Source organism: Phormidesmis priestleyi ULC007, assembly GCF_003003695.1.
GTDB lineage: Bacteria > Cyanobacteriota > Cyanobacteriia > Leptolyngbyales > Leptolyngbyaceae > Phormidesmis_A > Phormidesmis_A priestleyi_A.
This window is the reverse complement of the sequence record NZ_PVWG01000001.1, coordinates 334,156-351,488: the sequence shown is the minus strand read 5'-3', so window position 1 is coordinate 351,488 and position 17,333 is coordinate 334,156. Positions and strand designations below refer to the sequence as shown.

Below are 17,333 nucleotides of genomic sequence, written 5' to 3'. Positions count from 1 at the left end.
TGTAAAAGTCCTCTGATTTGTCATCGCCGAGGCTTTTGCCCCCTAAATCCCCCACGAGTGAGGGACTTTGAAACCAGAGTCTTAGCTCAAAGTCCCCCAGAATGGGGGATTTAGGGGGCTGAAGCCGACCCAAACGCAGCGACAAAGAGTGGTGTACACCGTAGCTCCTTAGGGAGATGGCGAGAAGTTACACCTTAATAAATCCACGTTCCTAAGCAAATTTTAATCAATTTCCTGGCTCACAGCGAAAGTGCTCTGAAGAACACTGAATCAGAATTTCAGTCCATTTCAATGGACTTTGGCTATTAGCCCAGAACTTGAGTTCCGGGTGAGCTTTCGGGTCAACAAGCAAAACTGAATTACAATCCCTTGCTCAAGATTTGAAGGGTTTAACCCACCCATCACTCATCGCCCGATCGAGCACTACACGAGCCACCGCAAATAATAAAATACTTTCTAGTGCCAGCACGACAAACGGCAACAAACTCCCTTGAGTCATCACGCCGACATCAATTTGTGCCAACCCGCGCACCAGCCCAAATGCCAAGACTGCTCCTGATTTGAGGTGCGAGTTTTGGTCTTGCCGAACTACGTAGCGATAAGTGATGCCAAACAACACACCCGCGATCGCCGCGATCGCGCCACTCAACAAAAAACTCACCCCGACCGCAGACACTTGCAGCCCTACCAGCGGCTCAAACCGAGTCGCTAAGATCAGCCGATTGATTAAAGATGCGCCACAAAAAGCGATCGCCACCGACAGAGAAGCAACCATTCCAGCTTTGATTGACTCGATCCGCTCTGCCAACGTCATGTCACCATTCATCATGCAATTCCCAAACCCAAAGTAAAGCTATCACGCCTTTGAATTATGATAATGATTAGCATCCTTTCGTAATGTTTTTACTATCGAAGCTATGGATATTTTGACTTTGGGCTGGGTTTCAATGCTGGCAGTGTTTACATTCTCAATTTCAATGGTGATCTGGGGTCGTAACGGCTTCTAACTAAGGCATGGGGGCATTGTGGAATCAACAGCATTTAGCGTTCTCGTAGTCGTCGCATTTGTGTTGCTGATTAGCGTCACAGGTGGAATTGCCTACCTGACTTTGAATGATTGGCGCGACCGACGACGGCAAGAAAAAGCCAGAGGGAAATAAGATCTCTCCTTTAAACTAATCAAAGGCTCCAGATAGAACTCTTCTCATAGAGTCTTATCTGGAGCCTTTGAGCGTTATAATTCACCTTTCTCGAAAACCAGACTTTTTAAGATTCGCTGCGGGTCAAGCTAAAGCCAGGAGAGAGTTCCTCGCCGTAGCCTTCTTCACCGTGTTCGCTGATATCGACACCCTGAAGCTCGACATCAGGATGGACTCGCAGCCCGATCGTGGCATCGAGCGCTTTAAGAATCACAAAGGTTCCAGCCCCAGCGATGATGACGGTGATCACGATCGCAATTAACTGAGTCACCAACTGACCCGGATTGCCGTAGAACAGACCGTCGCCACCTGCCGAGTTGACTAACTTGGTCGCAAAAATCCCTGTCAAAATTGCACCCGTGATTCCGCCAATCCCGTGAACCGGAAAGGTGTCTAAAGAGTCGTCAAATTGCAGCCTTGCTTTCAAGCTGATGGCAAAGAAGCAAGCCGTTGCCGTAATTGCACCAATCAAGATTGCACTCACTGGAGTCACAAATCCTGCCGCAGGCGTAATGCCTACCAGCCCTGCAACTGCACCTGTTGCAATGCCAACCGCCGTCGGTTTGCCGCGCAGCACCCATTCTAAAATTACCCACATCAGAGCCGCCGCAGCAGCAGACGTGTTGGTGGCAACAAATGCCACGGTTGCTAGAGAGCCAGAAGCTAACGCGCTTCCAGCGTTAAAGCCAAACCAGCCAAACCACAGTAAACCTGCACCCAACAGGATAAAAGGAACGTTGTGAGGCGCAGCAGGCTGGTTTGGATAGGTTTTGCGAGGACCAATCACCCAAGCCGCTACCAGTGCCGAAACTCCAGAGCTAATATGCACGACGGTGCCGCCCGCAAAGTCTAAAGCACCGATGCCGCCATATAAGCCTAGGAATCCGCCCTTTGCCCAAACCATGTGAGCAAAAATTGGGTAAAGAATCGATGACCACAGAACGATGAACCAGAAGTAAGCCTTGAAGCTAATGCGCTCGACGATCGCCCCAGAGATCAGCGCCGGGGTGATGATGGCGAACATCGCCTGGTAAATCATAAAGGTTTGGTGAGGAATCGTAGCCGCGTAAGACACGACTGCATCCGGTTGAGTGCCTTTCAAGTAGTCGGTAGTCTCTAGCCCAACCCCGTTTAAGAACAGCCACTGCAAGCCGCCAATAAATGAATTTCCCGGTGCAAATGCGAGGCTATAGCCCCACAAAATCCAGGAGGTGCCCACAATGCCCATGAGGATGAAGCTCATCATCATGGTGTTGAGGACGTTGCGCGTTCTGACAAAGCCGCCATAGAAAAACGCCAGCCCAGGAGTCATCAACAGCACGAGGGCTGCCGAGATCAGCATGAATGCCGTGTCTCCCGAAACTTGGGCTGCTGCCGCTGCATCTGTTGCTGCTTTGATCGGATCATCAGCAGCCAAGGCACTTGAAATCAAAGGACCATTCAGCAGTGCTAGCGCTGCCAGCCCCGTCATTAAGATTTTATTCAACACTGAACTTTCAACCCTCAACGCCAAGAACTCAGATTCGGCTATCAACCGAACCTGATTGGTATCATTGAATTCCACAGTTTTACACCATTTAGTTCTGTATAGCGGAATACCTTTTTATTTTTATTAATTGACTGTTGCATTCTTTGTTGCTACGAAAGCATGAGTTTAATTGAGAAATTTTATGGTTTGCCCATTTAAGTAAAATTTTGAATCAGCCAAAAAAAGGAGGGAGGTTAAAGCCCGATCGTGCCTCAACCTCCCTCCTTTTAATCTGAAAGAGAAACCTTATGGATATGGGTTAGTTGCACTTGAGATACCGCTAGTTACGCCACTGGTTCCACTAGACGAAAGTCCTGAAGCTTCCTTCACAAAACCCGCATAAGCTTCCATGCCGTGTTCTGAAATGTCTAAACCCTCAAACTCTTCTTCAGCACTGACGCGAATTCCTAATGTTGACTTGAGAGCGAGCCAGAAAATGCTAGACAGCAGAACGGTAGCCCCGCCCACAGAAATTGTCCCTAAAACCTGTAGCCAAAGCTGACTAATTCCCCCGCCAAACAATAGCCCTGCTGCGGGTGCGGGTGCTGCCCCAAACTGTCCTGCTTGACTAAACAAACCAAGCGCCAAGGTGCCCCAAACCCCATTAACCAGGTGAACAGACACCGCCCCAACCGGATCGTCGATGTGTATTTTGTCAAAAAAGCCCACTGCAAACACAACTAAAATGCCGCCGATCGTGCCAATAATCGCCGCTGAGGTGACACTGACAAAGGCACAGGAAGCCGTAATCGCAACCAACCCTGCCAACAATCCATTGATGATCATTGAGAGGTCAGGCTTACCCAAAACTACCCAGGCAGTGATGGTGGCAGCCAGCGCCCCAAATGCGCCAGCGGTGTTGGTAGTCAACGCAATGTGAGCAATCAGTGAGCCGTTGCCTACGCCCATTGTGGAGCCAGGGTTAAAGCCAAACCAGCCCAACCACAAAATCAGCGCCCCCAGCGTCGCAATGCTCATGTTGTGAGCAGGCAATGCATTCGCAGAGCCATCGGCGTTATATTTGCCGATTCTGGGCCCGAGAAAGGCGGCTCCCATCAGGGCAGCCCAGCCACCGACCGCATGAACGACCGTCGAGCCTGCAAAGTCATAAAATCCTGCATCTGCCAGCCAACCGCCGCCCCAGATCCAGTGCCCGGTGATTGGGTAAGCGATGCCGACTAGCAGCAGACTGAAGATCAAAAAGTCAAAGAATTTGATGCGCTCTGCAACCGCACCTGACACGATCGTGGCTGCTGTTCCGGCAAACACTAGCTGAAAGAAAAACTTTGCACCGAGCGGAACGCCCGTCCAATTGAGGGCCGAGAAAATGCCCTGATAGGCATCTCCGATCGCCGGACTATTGTCTGCCCCTGAAAGAAAAAATCCGCCACTGACCCCCAAAAAGTTATTGCTGTTGCTAAACATTAGCCCAAAGCCGAGTGCCCAAAACGCAACCGTTGAGAGCGCAAAGACAACCAGGTTTTTTGACAGCACATTGACTGCGTTTTTCTGGCGACACATCCCCGTTTCGAGCATACAAAAACCAGCATTCATGAAGAACACTAGCATTGCGGCGATCATCACCCACATAGTATCGATGCCAACTTTCAACTCGGCGGTTGCCTGAGAGACACTTTCTAACGTCGGGGGGGTTTGAGTCATTCCTGCATAGCTCCACCCCAGCACGATCGTCAGTGCGAGTGGAATGCAAGCTTGCCAACTGGGTGTCAAACGTTTGGCATACCAACTTGGAGAGAACCATTTAGAAGATCGACTGAATAATTGACGTTGCTTCAGGGCAGGCTGAACTTTTTTGAGCGTTGCTCGGTGCATCATGACAAGGTTCTGTAGGTGAGTGGACGGACGAATAAGAAAGTTTTTCAGAATGAATCAAATACTGAAGGACTTCCAGGTTCTAATTTGTCTTGCTTGTTACAGTTTTTGGTCTACATGATTACGATTTTGAAGACTGATCATTGGCTTTTCCCAATTGTTTGAGAGACTACGATTGTTTGAGAGACTAAGATCGGGCTGCTTCATTCGCGCTAGAAATAAGTTGACAAATTCGCTTTTAGCAGTATTCTTGTACTATCTCTGCTTCATCACTCCTTAAGTAATGCCTCCACTGACCTCCGGGGGCATTTTTTTTATGATTTGACGGTTTAAGATAAAAAAATGAGTGAAAAGAGTGAAAGTTTCAAAATTGTTAGCGACAACCGCCATGCGCGCTTCCAGTACGAGATTCTGGAAACCTATGAAGCTGGCATTGAGTTAGTCGGAACCGAGGTCAAATCGATTCGAGAAGGCAAGGTCAACCTCAGAGATGGCTTTGCCTTGATTCGAGATGGAGAGGTGATGCTGCTCAACGTCCATATTTCTCCGCATCGAACCGCTAGCCAGTTTTTTAACCACGATCCCCGTCGGACTCGCAAGCTTTTACTGCATCGGGCAGAGATCCGCAAGTTGCTTGGCAGAGTAGAGCAGCAAGGCTTAACGCTGGTGCCGCTCAAGATGTATATGAAGCGGGGCTGGGTAAAGGTCGATATCGGGTTGGCGCGAGGCAAAAAGCTCTACGACAAGCGAGAAGATATCAAGAAGCGTGACGATCAGCGAGACATGCAGCGGGCGTTGAAGAACTACTAATGCGGGTAACACGAGATTTTTCAGTCAGGCATTCCTTCTTCAGTTAATGCAGCGATCGTAGGAGTCGAGTCGATCTCCCAAGGGTCTGCGATCGCCGATGGTTTAAATTCTGGTTCTGAATGTACTGTTGCCTGATCGGAAACCAGCATCGCTGCGATCGCAGGTGGGGCGGTAGCGGTGGAGTCTTGCAGTTCTGTAGGTTGCTCTGATTTGGCTGGGTGGCGATAGCGGGAGACACCAAAAATAACTCCACCTGTCAACATCACAAACACAGCGATCGCAAGCAGACTTTGCATGATAAACCTCTTCAGCTCTAGCCAGTGTCACCATTCTGACATTTCCTCAGCTTGATGGAGCTACCCAAAACAAGGAGACGACTTACCTTGATAAGTCGCCCCTTCACCTCTTATTTTTTAGCTGGCGTGAATGGTTGAAGCCGCCTCTAGTTGGGAAGAGGTGCGATCGTGAAGTCTCTCGACCTAGTGAGGTGAGCAGCTAACTAGATGCAGCACGTCATCACGAACGACACTGTGACCAGCAAGATCCTAGACCAAATAAGCCAGAAATCCAATCATGGCAAGCCGTCCGTTCCAGAGTTCAGTTTGAGGAATCCAGCCAAACAGAAACGCATTGCGGTCTTTGCCGTTGTATTCAGTAGAGACGGGGGGTAAGTCAGTACTAGAGCGCGTTTCCATTGTTAAGTTCCTAGAACGCTTTATATCTTGAATGTTAGTTACCTTTTTTAGAGTTGCTGTCTATGTACAGAGGTAATCTTAAACCAATTCCTAACAGGGAAAAGATCACTAATTCTGAGTTTTAAATATGCTTACTTCATAATCACCAAAGCCGTTGGTTTATTCAGGGTAGAAAGTAGAGAAATAAAAGGTAACTTAAAATACAAACTGTTAAGGTGTTTTGTATTTGTTAGTTGCGACGAGTGGATCTCGCCCCGACCAACAAGAACATATCTTGATTGAGGGGCTTGATGAGCCGGAATGTTAGCAGCATTGAACTCTGGAAGAAAAGCGTTTACCTACACGAATTATGACCTTCAATCGTGTCTTTATACACCAAAAATCTTCTTTCTCTAGATAGATGAATCATTCATAAAAAGCAACCTAGTATTGTGAATATCAGTTGTTAATCGTGGTTTAAGAACAAGTTTTGTTGACGTTTTGTTAGCTACTTATCAGACTTCCATTCCGAAATCTGCGAAGGTTTCTAATAAGGCTCTCAGTTATCTTCTCTATACTTCGCGGCATCAGACCTGCCACCAGTAAAGGGACAAGGTATTTAGTTTTGTAAAGTTTAACACAATAATTAGGTGGCACTGTATGGATTTTTTAACGAGAACTATCAAGTTTCCTGCATCGATCGACGATGGCTCGATCGCTCAATTCCATCACCAAACCGAGTTGGCGCTTCAGGCGGATGCTGATGTCGTGCTAATCGATTTTAGCCGAGTAGAATTCACGAGCAGCCCCGGATTGATGGCTTTAGTAATGAGTTATAAGCGAGTCCGTGAGGCAAACAAGCGACTCTTTCTCTGCTCGGTGAGTGAGCAGGTCAGAATGCTATTGGAACTGACCGGAATGAATGAGGTTTTTGAGGTTCTCCCCAGATCTGAGGAGACAGACAGCCCTGCGATCGCTCTAGCTGCATAACAGAGTATTTGTGAATGTGATAGATCTGCATACGGACACGGCAGTGCCATGTCCGTACGGTAGGGGCACGAGATGCCGTGCCCTTTTACCGCAGTCTATTTTGACAAAAACTCGCGGATGTATTGATTGACGAGCTGTGGCTGTTCTTGTTGCACCCAGTGGCTACAGTTGGGAATGTATTTGATCTGAAAGTCTCGTACGTAAGCTTCTGTGCCGTAGGTCAATTCTTTACCTAGAGCGGTGTCACTTTCGCCCCAAATCATTAGAGTCGGAACGTCTAACACGCTCCAGTCTTGGCTTGTCAGCCCTTGCTTGAAGATATTGCGGTAATAGTTGAGGGCTGCTGTCAATGCGCCGCGCTTGGCAAACGCATCCTTATAGGCATCAATATCTTGTTGAGTAAAAGCGGCTTTATTGACTGCCATTCCTAAAAATGCAGATTCTAGAGCCTTGTAGTCACCGAGTTGAATCAGCACTTCTGGCACGATCGGAAGCTGAAACAAAAACATATAGGAACTGCGAAGCAACTGCTGAGGTGTGCGAAGCCCTTCGGCAAACTTTGCGGGATGGGGCAAGTTGAGAATGATCAGTTTTTCGACCAGATTGGGATAGGCGTAGGCAAAGTTCCAAGCGATCGCGCCGCCCCAATCATGCCCGACTAGAACGCAGCGATCGTATCCCAATTCCTCAATCACGCCTTTCACATCTGCTACAAACTCAGCCATCACATAGGCTTCTTTGTCGGCAGGTTTGTCGCTGTCGTTGTAGCCGCGGAGGTCGATCGCAACCACTTTGTGATCTTTGGCAAATTCGGGAATCTGCTTGCGCCAGGAATACCAAAATTCAGGAAATCCATGCAGCATCAGCATTAGTGGCCCTTCACCCTGGGTCACATAATGCAAGTTAATGCCATTGGTGTGAATGCACTCGTGTTGCCAAGTTTCTTCCATGAGAAGTGCGTAATAGGGACTAGATGAAGTTTAGCGACTAATCCCAATTAGCTCCCCCGTCTTAAGCCATAACTGGAGTCACAGGATACTGCTCTAAAACATGTTTGAGATATTGCCCTGTGTAGGAAGCGGGATTTTTTGCCACCTCTTCAGGGGTGCCGATCGCCACAATTTCGCCGCCCAAATTGCCGCCTTCAGGGCCTAGATCAATAATCCAGTCTGAGCAGCGAATCACATCCATGTTGTGTTCAATCACAAGCACAGAGTTGCCTTTGTCTACTAGCCGTTGCACCACGTCTAGCAGTTTGTGAACGTCGTAGAACGATAAACCTGTCGTCGGCTCGTCAATCAGGTAGAGGGTTTTGCCCGTAGCGCGGCGAGAGAGTTCGGTTGCCAGTTTGACTCGTTGAGCTTCGCCGCCAGAGAGCGTTGGGGCAGTTTGTCCGAGTCGCATATAGCCTAAACCAACATCGGCTAAGGTTTGCAGCCGAGCCGACGCTTGCGGAATGTTTTTAAAGAACTCTGCCGCTTCTTCGACGGTCATCGCTAAAACATCAGCGATCGACTTGCTTTTAAACTTGACTTGCAAGGTGTCTCGGTTATATCTTGCCCCTTTGCAGACCTCGCACTGCACATAGACATCGGGCAAGAAGTTCATCTCAATCACGTTCACGCCCTGACCACTGCAAGCTTCACAGCGTCCGCCTTTGACGTTAAACGAAAACTGTCCCGGTTTATAGCCTCTGGCTTTTGCCTCGATCGTCCCGGTAAAAATATCTCGAATCACGTCAAAAACGCCCGTGTAGGTCGCAGGATTTGATCGCGGAGTGCGCCCGATCGGGGATTGGTCAATCACGATCGCTTTATCGAGTCCGTTTAGCCCTTCGACGGGCTGCATCTCTCTCGGCTGCGGAATTTTTTGCCCAAAGTGATGCTGAATCGCGGGATAGAGTAGCTCATTGATCAGCGTCGATTTACCAGAACCCGAAACCCCCGTAATAGAAACCAGCTTACCTAGCGGAATATCGACATCAATATCTTTTAAGTTATTGCGGGCAGCACTGCGAATCTTCAGCGATCGCCCGTTTCCTTCTCGGCGATCGGCAGGTGTATGAATGCTTTTCCGTTTAGATAGGTAGGCTCCAGTCAACGATTCTTCAGTGTTAAGCAGCGTTTCTAAGTCGCCCTGAGACACAATTCGTCCACCGTGAACGCCCGCACCGGGGCCAATATCCACCAAATAATCAGCCGCTCGAATCGTTTCTTCATCGTGTTCGACCACGATCAGCGTGTTGCCCAGATCGCGCAGTTTGGTGAGTGTGTTGAGCAGACGAGTGTTATCACGCTGGTGCAGCCCGATACTGGGTTCGTCTAGAACGTAGAGTACCCCAGTTAACCCTGCGCCGATTTGAGTAGCCAGACGAATGCGTTGCGCTTCGCCGCCTGAGAGCGTCATGGCAGTACGATCGATCGTCAAATAGTCCAATCCCACATCGAGCAGGAATTGCAGCCGCGCTTTGATTTCTCGCAGCACGAGATCACCGATCTGAGCTTGACGATCGGTCAACTTTAAACTGTTGACTCGATGCAGACAGTCACGAATCGAAACGCTCGTTAAATCAGTGATCCGAAACTGTCCGAGCCGCACGGCAATGGCTTCTGGCTTAAGTCGTTTGCCCTGACAGTCGTCGCAAGGCTGATCGATCAAATATTGTTCTAACTTTTGCTTATAGAGGTCAGAAGAACTTTCTTGATATTGCCGTTCTAATAGTGGCAAAGCCCCTTCATAGCGGCGGTTATAGCCTTTGCTTTCTCGATAGCGAGAGTCTGCCTCGATCCAAATTGGGTCTTTAGAGCCGTGCAGCAAGACCTGCTGATGCTCAGGGGCGAGTTTTTCCCACGGGGTCTGAATGTCAAACTTAAAGGCATCTGCTACGCTGCAAATCAGCGACAGATAGTAGGTGTTGTCTTTGTCTGACCAAGGCGCGATCGCGGCATATACAGGCAATTTCGGATTCGGGATCACCAGATCGGGCGAGAACTTGCGGTGACTGCCCAAGCCGTGACAGTTGGGACACGCGCCATAAGGTGAGTTAAACGAAAACAGACGCGGCGATAGCTCCTCCATGACTGCGCCGTGTTCAGGACAGGCGAAGTTTTCTGAAAAGACGAGTTCGGTAGGGTGATCCGGTTTTTGCTCCTCGGTTTGATAGGCTCCTCCTTTTTCAGCCGCTTTGAGACTTTGTTGTGATTTGATATCGACGACGTTGCTCGGTTCCTCTTTCATCAAGTCGATGATGGCGATGCCGTTGGAGTGCTTTAAGCAGGTTGTGAGCGAATCGACGAGGCGTTCTTCAATGCCTTCTTTTTTGACGAGCCGATCGACCACAATTTCGATCGTGTGCAGTTGATTTTTGTCTAGCTCGATCGAGTCGCTTAACTCTCGCACTTCTCCATCGACTCGAATTCGCACAAATCCTTCAGCGCTGAGGCTAGAAATCGTTTTGCGATGGGTGCCTTTTTTGCCGCGCACTACTGGAGCCAACACTTGAAATCGAGTCCGATCTAGCAATTCCATGACGCGATCGACCATCTGATCGACGGTTTGCGGTGTAATCGAACGATCGCAGTGAGGACAGTGCGGCTCTCCAGCGCGTCCGTAAAGCAGTCGCAAATAGTCGTAGATTTCGGTGACAGTGCCGACGGTCGATCGCGGGTTGTGAGAGGTGGACTTTTGATCGATCGAAATCGCGGGGCTGAGTCCTTCGATCGCATCGACATCAGGTTTATCGACCTGTCCCAAAAATTGCCGCGCGTAAGCACTTAGCGATTCTACATAGCGCCGTTGCCCCTCTGCAAAAATGGTGTCAAACGCCAGCGATGACTTGCCAGAACCCGACACGCCCGTGAAGACAATTAGACGATCACGAGGCAACTCTATGTCAATATTTTTTAAATTATGCTGTCTGGCACCTCGCACCCGAATCGTATTCAGGGATGCCGGGCTTGAGGGTTTGGCGATCGAGTCTAAGTCGTCACTTAGAGTCTTCACGTCGGGGCTGTTAGATTTGCTGACACGCTTTGGCATTGAGGACGCGATGAAATAGTCCTTAATGATTCTATCGCTCCAGCTAGCAATCTAGTTGCTGCGTACTAAATTTAGGGGTCAGAACTAATTGTCTTCTCGTCCATTGCTCATTTCGCCCAGAGCCGCCACGATCGTTTCAGCTTCCCCACTAATCCGCCACAGGGTGCGACTGGCTTCTTTGCTCACCAGTTCATATTCTCCTTTAAAGGCTTCGATCAGGGCGGGAATCGCAGACTTGGCATCGGGCCCAATGCAGCCCAAGGCGTAGGCAGCCACCCATCTCACTTGCCAATCTTCATCTTTGAGAGCGTGTGTCAAAGCGGGAACTGCCGATCGCGCAAAATGATTGAAGCTAGAAAGCACCCAAGCCGCCGTGCTGCGAACGTGAGCAGGTTTGGCTTCTAGCGCTGCAATTAAAGCCGGAACTGCCCCGACTCCTAATTTGCCCAAACTCGCGATCGCTTCTCCACTGACGCGGCGATCGTCATCTCCTAGACGCTCTACTAGCGCCGGAATTGCGGTGCGGGCTTCGGGTCCAATCTGTCCGATCGCTCTAGCAACTTCGCGACGAATCTGCCAATCACGGGCTTGAAACTCTCGAATCAGCGCCGGAAGAACCGCTTTAGCAGCCGAGCCAAGTTCTCCAAGCTCACAGATAGCGTCTAGCCGCACTTGCAAATCACCGTTTGCCAAACTAGGAGCAAGGCGACGAATTCGCTGTTCCACCTGGGTGCGTCGGAGAGTCTCTGCACTCAAGCCGACTCGTTTGCCCAATTCTTCTAAAACCATGTCGGGCACATTAATCTCGGCGCTGCGGGTGAGGCAACAGTCTCTCATTGCCAGCAAAAAGCCTTGAATGCTCTCAGGGGCACCGGGCATTGCATCGGCTTGAATCAGCCACTCTTCCCAGAGTTTTTTCTGATCGCGATACAGCTCCACCAGATAGAGCGCTGCCAAACATTCGGCTAACGGATCGAGGGCAAAGCAGATTTGATCTTGGGCAGGCCCGATCGCTTGCACAATTCGCAGCCGCTTTTCTAAATGTTTGAGCCGCGCTTTCACAACTTCACTTTCTGCGCCCGATCGCGCTGCCATTTCTGCCAGAATTGCCTCTCGTTTAGCCGGGGCGGGATGGTAAGACTGCCTCAAACACTCCCAGGCGATGATTTGAGCATCTTTGTGAATGGTGGAATTGTCAGGCTCGTCTTCTGCGGCATCGCGATTGAGTTCGTTGAGATAACTCAGCATCAGGTCTGGAATGTTGTCAGGCAGGTTATCTTCGCTAATTCCTTCTTCTTTGGCGATCATCTGCTCGGCGTAAAGTTTTGCCAGCAGAACGGTAATATTACGCTGACCAACCAGTTTGGAAAGTTGACTACAGGCATCAAAATATTCGGAGTCGGTGAAGAGTTCGCGCTTGCTGCGTTGAGTCAGATAGGCCTCTAAGAACGATGAAAGGCGATTGCCCTCAATCCGCAACGGTTTGACCGTCGTTTTAGGCACTTCGTCTAGGGTTTCTTCAACTCGCGACGTGACGATCAGCGCGTTTGCCGGGAAGTCAGGATGTCCGGGACGAATTTGTTCGCGAGTGGCTTCGCTGAGTTCAGAAAGCCGATCGACGATCACTAAAATTCGTCGCTGTCTCAGCAATTTTTCTAAGAACTCATCTGAAATCGGTTCGGCAGCATCAATCAGCGCTTGCAACTGCCCCCGAATCGCTTCGCGAAACGGTTGTTTATCGGCGGGCAGTTTAAAGTCGAGTTCTTGCTCGATCAAGACAGGCAACATCTGATGCCGACACAGACGCGAGGCGCGATCGTCTGCCATTGCCCATTTTGCTAGGTTACATGCCAAGCTGGTTTTGCCGATGCCACCTTCGCCCCAGATCAGTAGACATTGCCGTCCATCCCAAAAGGTTGAGTGCAAATCTTGGCTCGCTAATTCTGCGATCGTGTTGCCATCGAGTACTACGGGAATGGGAATATAAACTTTACAATCGCTCACCGTATTTTTACGAATAAAAGCTTCACGGGCGACTTCAATCTGTTCTGCGACCCACGCATCGAGTACGCGAGGATGGTAGTGAAACATCGCCAAAAACAACACGGATCGTAGAGGCACTTTGATGCTGCCGCCTAAAGGACTGGGAACCTCAAAATCGGTATAGGGCTTGAGCAGATGGTTGAGTTTCAGTAACCACAGAGGGCGAATCAGCAGCAGCAGACCCCAGAGAGACGGCATCGCCCCTAGGTAGAGCAACACGCCTGCGATCGCCGGATTTGAGCGACTCCACTCAAAAAAGCGCTCAAACAGCCGTGAATCTTTTTGGGTTTTGAGCACACTCAGCGATCGTCGCACCGACGCTAAAACGTCAACATTTTTGGATTGTTCTAAGATCGGCTGGGCAGATTCTAGAGCGGCATAAGCCGATACCAATTCGCTAGTGGTTAGAGACGATGCTGTGTCTTGCAAACTACCTGAGATGTGATCGATCGCGCTGGCTGAACTTAACCGCACGTCAAAATTTTCGTCTTTGAGCGTCTTAACCAGTTCTGAAAGGGCTGATTGAGCTTCAATTCTGCCCAGGGAAGAAGCGGCTTTCGATCGCACATCTTTTTCGGGATCGGACAGTGCTTTCGTCAATTCTGGAACCGCCGATTTAGCGTTGGTGCCAATTTGACCCAGTGCCATTGCTGCCAAAAAGCGTGTGGTGCGATCGCTGTTGGCAAGTGCCTTGGTCAATTCTGGAACGGCTGCACTGGCATCGGCTCCGATTCTACTCAGGGTGCTTGCAGTGGCTACGCGAATTTGGCGATCGGGATCTGACAGCAGTTGAGCCAGGGGCTGCACCACAGGTTTAGCGTCTTGACCAAATCGAGCCAGGGCTTCGATCGCAGTGAGCCGCACCAATTGAGACGGATCTGACAGAGCGGGAATCAGTTCTGGGATCGCCGTTTTTGCATCTGATCCTAAATTGGGAAGCGCATTGATGGTTTGCACTCGCACCAATTTACTAGGATCGTTTAAGGCATTGATCAGATCGGGAACGGCTGCTTTGGCATTGACCCCGATGCTTCCCAGCGCTTTTGCCGCCGCCTGACGCACTTGCTCATCTGAATCTTTGAGGGCATTTCGCAGGTCAGGAACCGCCGCTTTTGCATCGGTTCCCATTTCTCCGATCGCGCTGATCGCAAACAATCGCACTTTTGGCGGCTCTTTGCGGTCTTTGACGACGTAGATCAGTGTCTTGATCGCGGGTGCGCCTTGCTTTTTGAGGGTAGCGATCGCCGAGTCAGACGATGGGCTGTTAGCGAGTTTGTGAATTTGAGCCGCGAGTCCAGCGGTGCTTTGCCCCCGCGCCTTTTGAGGGGTTGCGACCCCTGAAAAGCACAGAAGACTCAACTGAAGCGCTAGAAAAAACGAAGATCGGTTGCGCGTTGCCATGCCGAAACGCCTGCAAGGGGATGAAGGGTACTCATTGCAGGACTGCTGGCAAGCTATTAAATGGAATTTACAGACGCAAGATCACTCTGTCGATGCCGTTGATTAGTCTCGATCGCAGCCCTGATTGGCTCAGTGTTCCCCCAGGAGGCGGATTGATCTCGCAATCTTCACACAGCTATGGGCAAGGTGTGGAATCTACGGAGACAACTGCGATGAATTCCTTAAAAATCTTTGGCAATTTTAGCGCTCGCCTAACTGATCGATTGCATACCGCGCGATCGCCAAACTCATTCGTGCTTGTTCGGTTTCGGACAGATCACTCCAGGCGATCGCCCGAACACTGTTGACCGTCGCATCGACCACATCTGCCCCATCGCTTCGCATCGCATAGGCTAAAGGACGCGCCAACACTTGCAGATCGTCTTCTGCCCAGGTAGGAAGAACGTCTTGAACACACTCAATCAACTGATCAGCGAGGGAATTAGAAGTCTCAACGACTTTTTGAGCTTGCCGCGCAATTGCTGCCAATAGAGCCTGAGGCACCGATACAAATTTTTGAGCCAGGGTAGTCTTTAAGTCTGTTGCTGACCACCGGGCATCTAGATGGCTGAAGAACGACTGCGATCGTTGAGCAATCTCACCGTCATCCCAGTCATCTAAGGAAAATTCTCGTTCGAGTTCTGAAAGAAATGACTCTGCGCTCGGATCGCTCGGATTCCAGGGATAGGATATTTTGCTGGTGGGGGTTTCTGCCACCTCAATCTCAGCCGTATCGATGGATTCGTTCGGATTCCACCGTAGGGTCACATCTTCGGTTTGAAGAAGTGCATTTGCCAAGTCTTGCTCGGTTTGAAGACCTACGATCGAACGAGAACGATTTACTTCACTTGCCATACTGTAATACCCGCATCCACTGAGTCACTGCTGTTGGTGATATCTACAAGTTGCCCGTTACCAATTCCGTAACGATGAATAAATTAGCCCGATCGGGTGATTGATTTGGCTGCGTTTATGCCGAGTCAGGCATTACGGGAGCCGTGATCAAAAATTCTAGCGTAGAATTCTGCGATCCCCCAAATTTTAACTGCACACCTGACTGAAGCAACACCTCTTGGTGATGAACTTTTTGCCACCCGCCACCCGTAAAAACCCAGGTGCCATAGCGAGAAAAGTCACGTAAAAAGTAGGTGGGTTGCCCCGTATCTTGAGAAGCGTTGCGATAAAAAATCTCAGCGTGTTTGCGAGAAATGCCCGGTTCTCCTGGCAAAACCAGGTCATTATCCTCACTCATCCCGACGCGCATCAGCCCACCGCGCACCGTCCAGACTTTTGTTGTCACCAACGATCGCAGAGACGCGATCGCCGATCGTTGTCCAAACTGGCTAGGGTTGGGCGGAAACTGAGTCGCTCCTTCATCCAACGGCTTCAGTAGCTCGCCGTCAAATTCTGGGTGCATATAAAGAACGGGCAGTGTCCAAGCCTGCTGATTAAACTTAAATAATGTCAGGAGATGCTGTCTTGCCACGGCGACAGCTTGGTCGATCGGCATCCGATCTGCCAGCGCTTGGGCAAATGCTTGAATAAAACTGAGTGCCTCTTGATCAGTAATGGGCTCCCGCATTGCTAACACCGCCGGAACCCCGTGATGCAAAAGCACTTCAGCTAAACTGCTGCGCGGAATCGCCTGATAGTTTTGCTCATCAGGTTGTGCCCCCCAGCAAGAGTTAAACACCGCCAGCTTCACCCGACAGCGCGTCAGCACTTGCGCCAACTCTGTGCCATTGATTGCCATATCAGGACGCAGAAAGAGCAAGCCGCCATCGGGCGCAGGTTCTCCATGCCCTGCGTAGAATAGGACGTTGTAGCGATCGGTTTCTAGCTTCTCGATCAGATCCGCCGGAGTAGGTTGGAGTAAAACATCCACCTGACAGGAAGCCGCATATTGGTAAGCGTTGCGATCGGAAGGGTCGCCCAACTTTCCCGGATTTTGCAAGATTTGAGACAGGGCAGAAGCTTCTTGCTCTAGCTTGAGTTTTTTGAGCAACGCCTGACGATCGCGCAATGCCCCGGAAGGTGCATCCTCCAGCCCCCCAGAGATAGACGGAATCGCGGGTGCGGCATCCTGTCCCAACACGAGCAAAATATTCAAACTCTGATCGGTTCTCAGATGCGGCAGGGCATCGACATCGCTGGTGGTGCGACTAAACAAAACTTGTTGACTCAGAGAGATGGCTTGCCTACCTGCCTGACTCTGCATAATCTCCCACGGAATCGCAATCAAATCGGGGTCACGAATATCGAGACGCAGGCGCAGAGATTTGGTTTGTCCGAGCGCAATGCCCTGACTCTGATCAAAACTGCTCTGAATCGACCCTCCCAGTAACCATGCCCACAGATCAATCCCCAGAGTCTGCATCAGTCGGACACCGCGCGAGACGGGCTGCCCCAAAGGAGCGATCGCTTCAGCCGCAGGCAGTGATGGCACCTTAACTTCAGAAACGTGAGGCACTGGCGGCAAGCTGCGGGCAGAAAACAATTCTCTCCAGGCGTGCCAGGTTTGCATCAGTGACTCAGACCAAATGCAGTCACGCAAAACATAGCCACCTTTATAGGGAGCCTCGATCACATGAATCGCAAAGTGACTGGCCTCAGTGGCCCGAAGCCGTTCGATCGCCAGACTTAAACAAGGAATTTCAGACAAAGCCATTCACAACCACAACCCATTCCAACTTATTAAATGGTAGTTGAATCACTCGTTTCGTGAAGACAGCGAACCATGACACCCAATGTTTCATTAGTTTACCGAGCTTCGCCGAA

General features: G+C 50.1%; 14 protein-coding genes. 4 read left to right on the top strand and 10 right to left on the bottom strand.

Annotated elements, in window-relative coordinates; genetic code table 11:
• Positions 1 to 373 precede the first annotated feature (373 nt).
• Positions 374 to 829, bottom strand: coding sequence for a hypothetical protein (locus C7B65_RS01570; RefSeq protein ID WP_219898279.1), 456 nt, complete (start codon positions 827 to 829; stop codon positions 374 to 376).
• A gap of 88 nt (positions 830 to 917) precedes the next feature.
• Here C7B65_RS01570 and petN point away from each other — a divergent pair, with 88 nt between their 5' ends.
• Together petN and C7B65_RS29150 are read left to right on the top strand one after the other, a co-directional pair.
• Positions 918 to 1,007, top strand: coding sequence for a cytochrome b6-f complex subunit PetN (gene petN, locus C7B65_RS01565; RefSeq protein ID WP_073069140.1), 90 nt, complete (start codon positions 918 to 920; stop codon positions 1,005 to 1,007).
• 18 nt (positions 1,008 to 1,025) lie between these two features.
• Positions 1,026 to 1,160 carry a hypothetical protein gene (locus tag C7B65_RS29150; protein ID WP_262983509.1) on the top strand — a complete coding sequence of 45 codons (135 nt, stop codon included), beginning with the start codon at positions 1,026 to 1,028 and terminating at the stop codon, positions 1,158 to 1,160.
• A 106-nt stretch (positions 1,161 to 1,266) separates the two neighbouring features.
• Here the strand turns inward: C7B65_RS29150 and C7B65_RS01560 are convergent, their stop codons facing one another.
• Together C7B65_RS01560 and C7B65_RS01555 are read right to left on the bottom strand one after the other, a co-directional pair.
• Entirely contained in the window at positions 1,267 to 2,763 is a 1,497-nt protein-coding gene (locus tag C7B65_RS01560) for an ammonium transporter (protein ID WP_244913141.1), read from the bottom strand.
• A 210-nt stretch (positions 2,764 to 2,973) separates the two neighbouring features.
• Positions 2,974 to 4,563 carry an ammonium transporter gene (locus C7B65_RS01555; protein ID WP_219898277.1) on the bottom strand — a complete coding sequence of 530 codons (1,590 nt, stop codon included), beginning with the start codon at positions 4,561 to 4,563 and terminating at the stop codon, positions 2,974 to 2,976.
• Positions 4,564 to 4,902: 339 nt separating this feature from the next.
• On the opposite strand from C7B65_RS01555, the gene smpB reads away from it, so the two are divergent.
• Entirely contained in the window at positions 4,903 to 5,370 is a 468-nt protein-coding gene (gene smpB / locus C7B65_RS01550) for an SsrA-binding protein SmpB (protein WP_073069139.1), read from the top strand.
• A 20-nt stretch (positions 5,371 to 5,390) separates the two neighbouring features.
• Here smpB and C7B65_RS01545 read toward each other — a convergent pair whose 3' ends face one another.
• Positions 5,391 to 5,666 carry a hypothetical protein gene (locus C7B65_RS01545; RefSeq protein ID WP_073069138.1) on the bottom strand — a complete coding sequence of 92 codons (276 nt, stop codon included), beginning with the start codon at positions 5,664 to 5,666 and terminating at the stop codon, positions 5,391 to 5,393.
• Between the two features lie 249 nt (positions 5,667 to 5,915).
• A complete protein-coding gene (locus tag C7B65_RS01540; RefSeq protein WP_073069137.1) occupies positions 5,916 to 6,065 on the bottom strand; it encodes a chlorophyll a/b-binding protein in 150 nt (49 codons plus the stop codon).
• Between the two features lie 639 nt (positions 6,066 to 6,704).
• Between C7B65_RS01540 and C7B65_RS01535 the strand changes: the two genes are divergently transcribed.
• Positions 6,705 to 7,034, top strand: coding sequence for an STAS domain-containing protein (locus C7B65_RS01535; RefSeq protein WP_073069136.1), 330 nt, complete (start codon positions 6,705 to 6,707; stop codon positions 7,032 to 7,034).
• 95 nt (positions 7,035 to 7,129) lie between these two features.
• Here the strand turns inward: C7B65_RS01535 and C7B65_RS01530 are convergent, their stop codons facing one another.
• From C7B65_RS01530 to C7B65_RS01510, 5 genes are all read right to left on the bottom strand, one after another.
• Complete coding sequence (locus C7B65_RS01530; RefSeq protein ID WP_073069135.1) at positions 7,130 to 7,984, bottom strand: alpha/beta fold hydrolase; 855 nt, start codon at positions 7,982 to 7,984, stop codon at positions 7,130 to 7,132.
• Between the two features lie 61 nt (positions 7,985 to 8,045).
• Positions 8,046 to 11,072, bottom strand: a complete 3,027-nt coding sequence (gene uvrA / locus C7B65_RS01525; protein WP_083582615.1) for an excinuclease ABC subunit UvrA — start codon at positions 11,070 to 11,072, stop codon at positions 8,046 to 8,048.
• Between the two features lie 84 nt (positions 11,073 to 11,156).
• Positions 11,157 to 14,516 carry a HEAT repeat domain-containing protein gene (locus tag C7B65_RS01520; RefSeq protein ID WP_073069134.1) on the bottom strand — a complete coding sequence of 1,120 codons (3,360 nt, stop codon included), beginning with the start codon at positions 14,514 to 14,516 and terminating at the stop codon, positions 11,157 to 11,159.
• A gap of 240 nt (positions 14,517 to 14,756) precedes the next feature.
• Positions 14,757 to 15,410, bottom strand: coding sequence for a hypothetical protein (locus C7B65_RS01515; RefSeq protein WP_219898275.1), 654 nt, complete (start codon positions 15,408 to 15,410; stop codon positions 14,757 to 14,759).
• A gap of 115 nt (positions 15,411 to 15,525) precedes the next feature.
• Positions 15,526 to 17,223: a CHAT domain-containing protein gene (locus tag C7B65_RS01510; protein WP_073069133.1), complete on the bottom strand. Its 1,698-nt coding sequence runs from the start codon at positions 17,221 to 17,223 to the stop codon at positions 15,526 to 15,528.
• Positions 17,224 to 17,333: the final 110 nt, after the last annotated feature.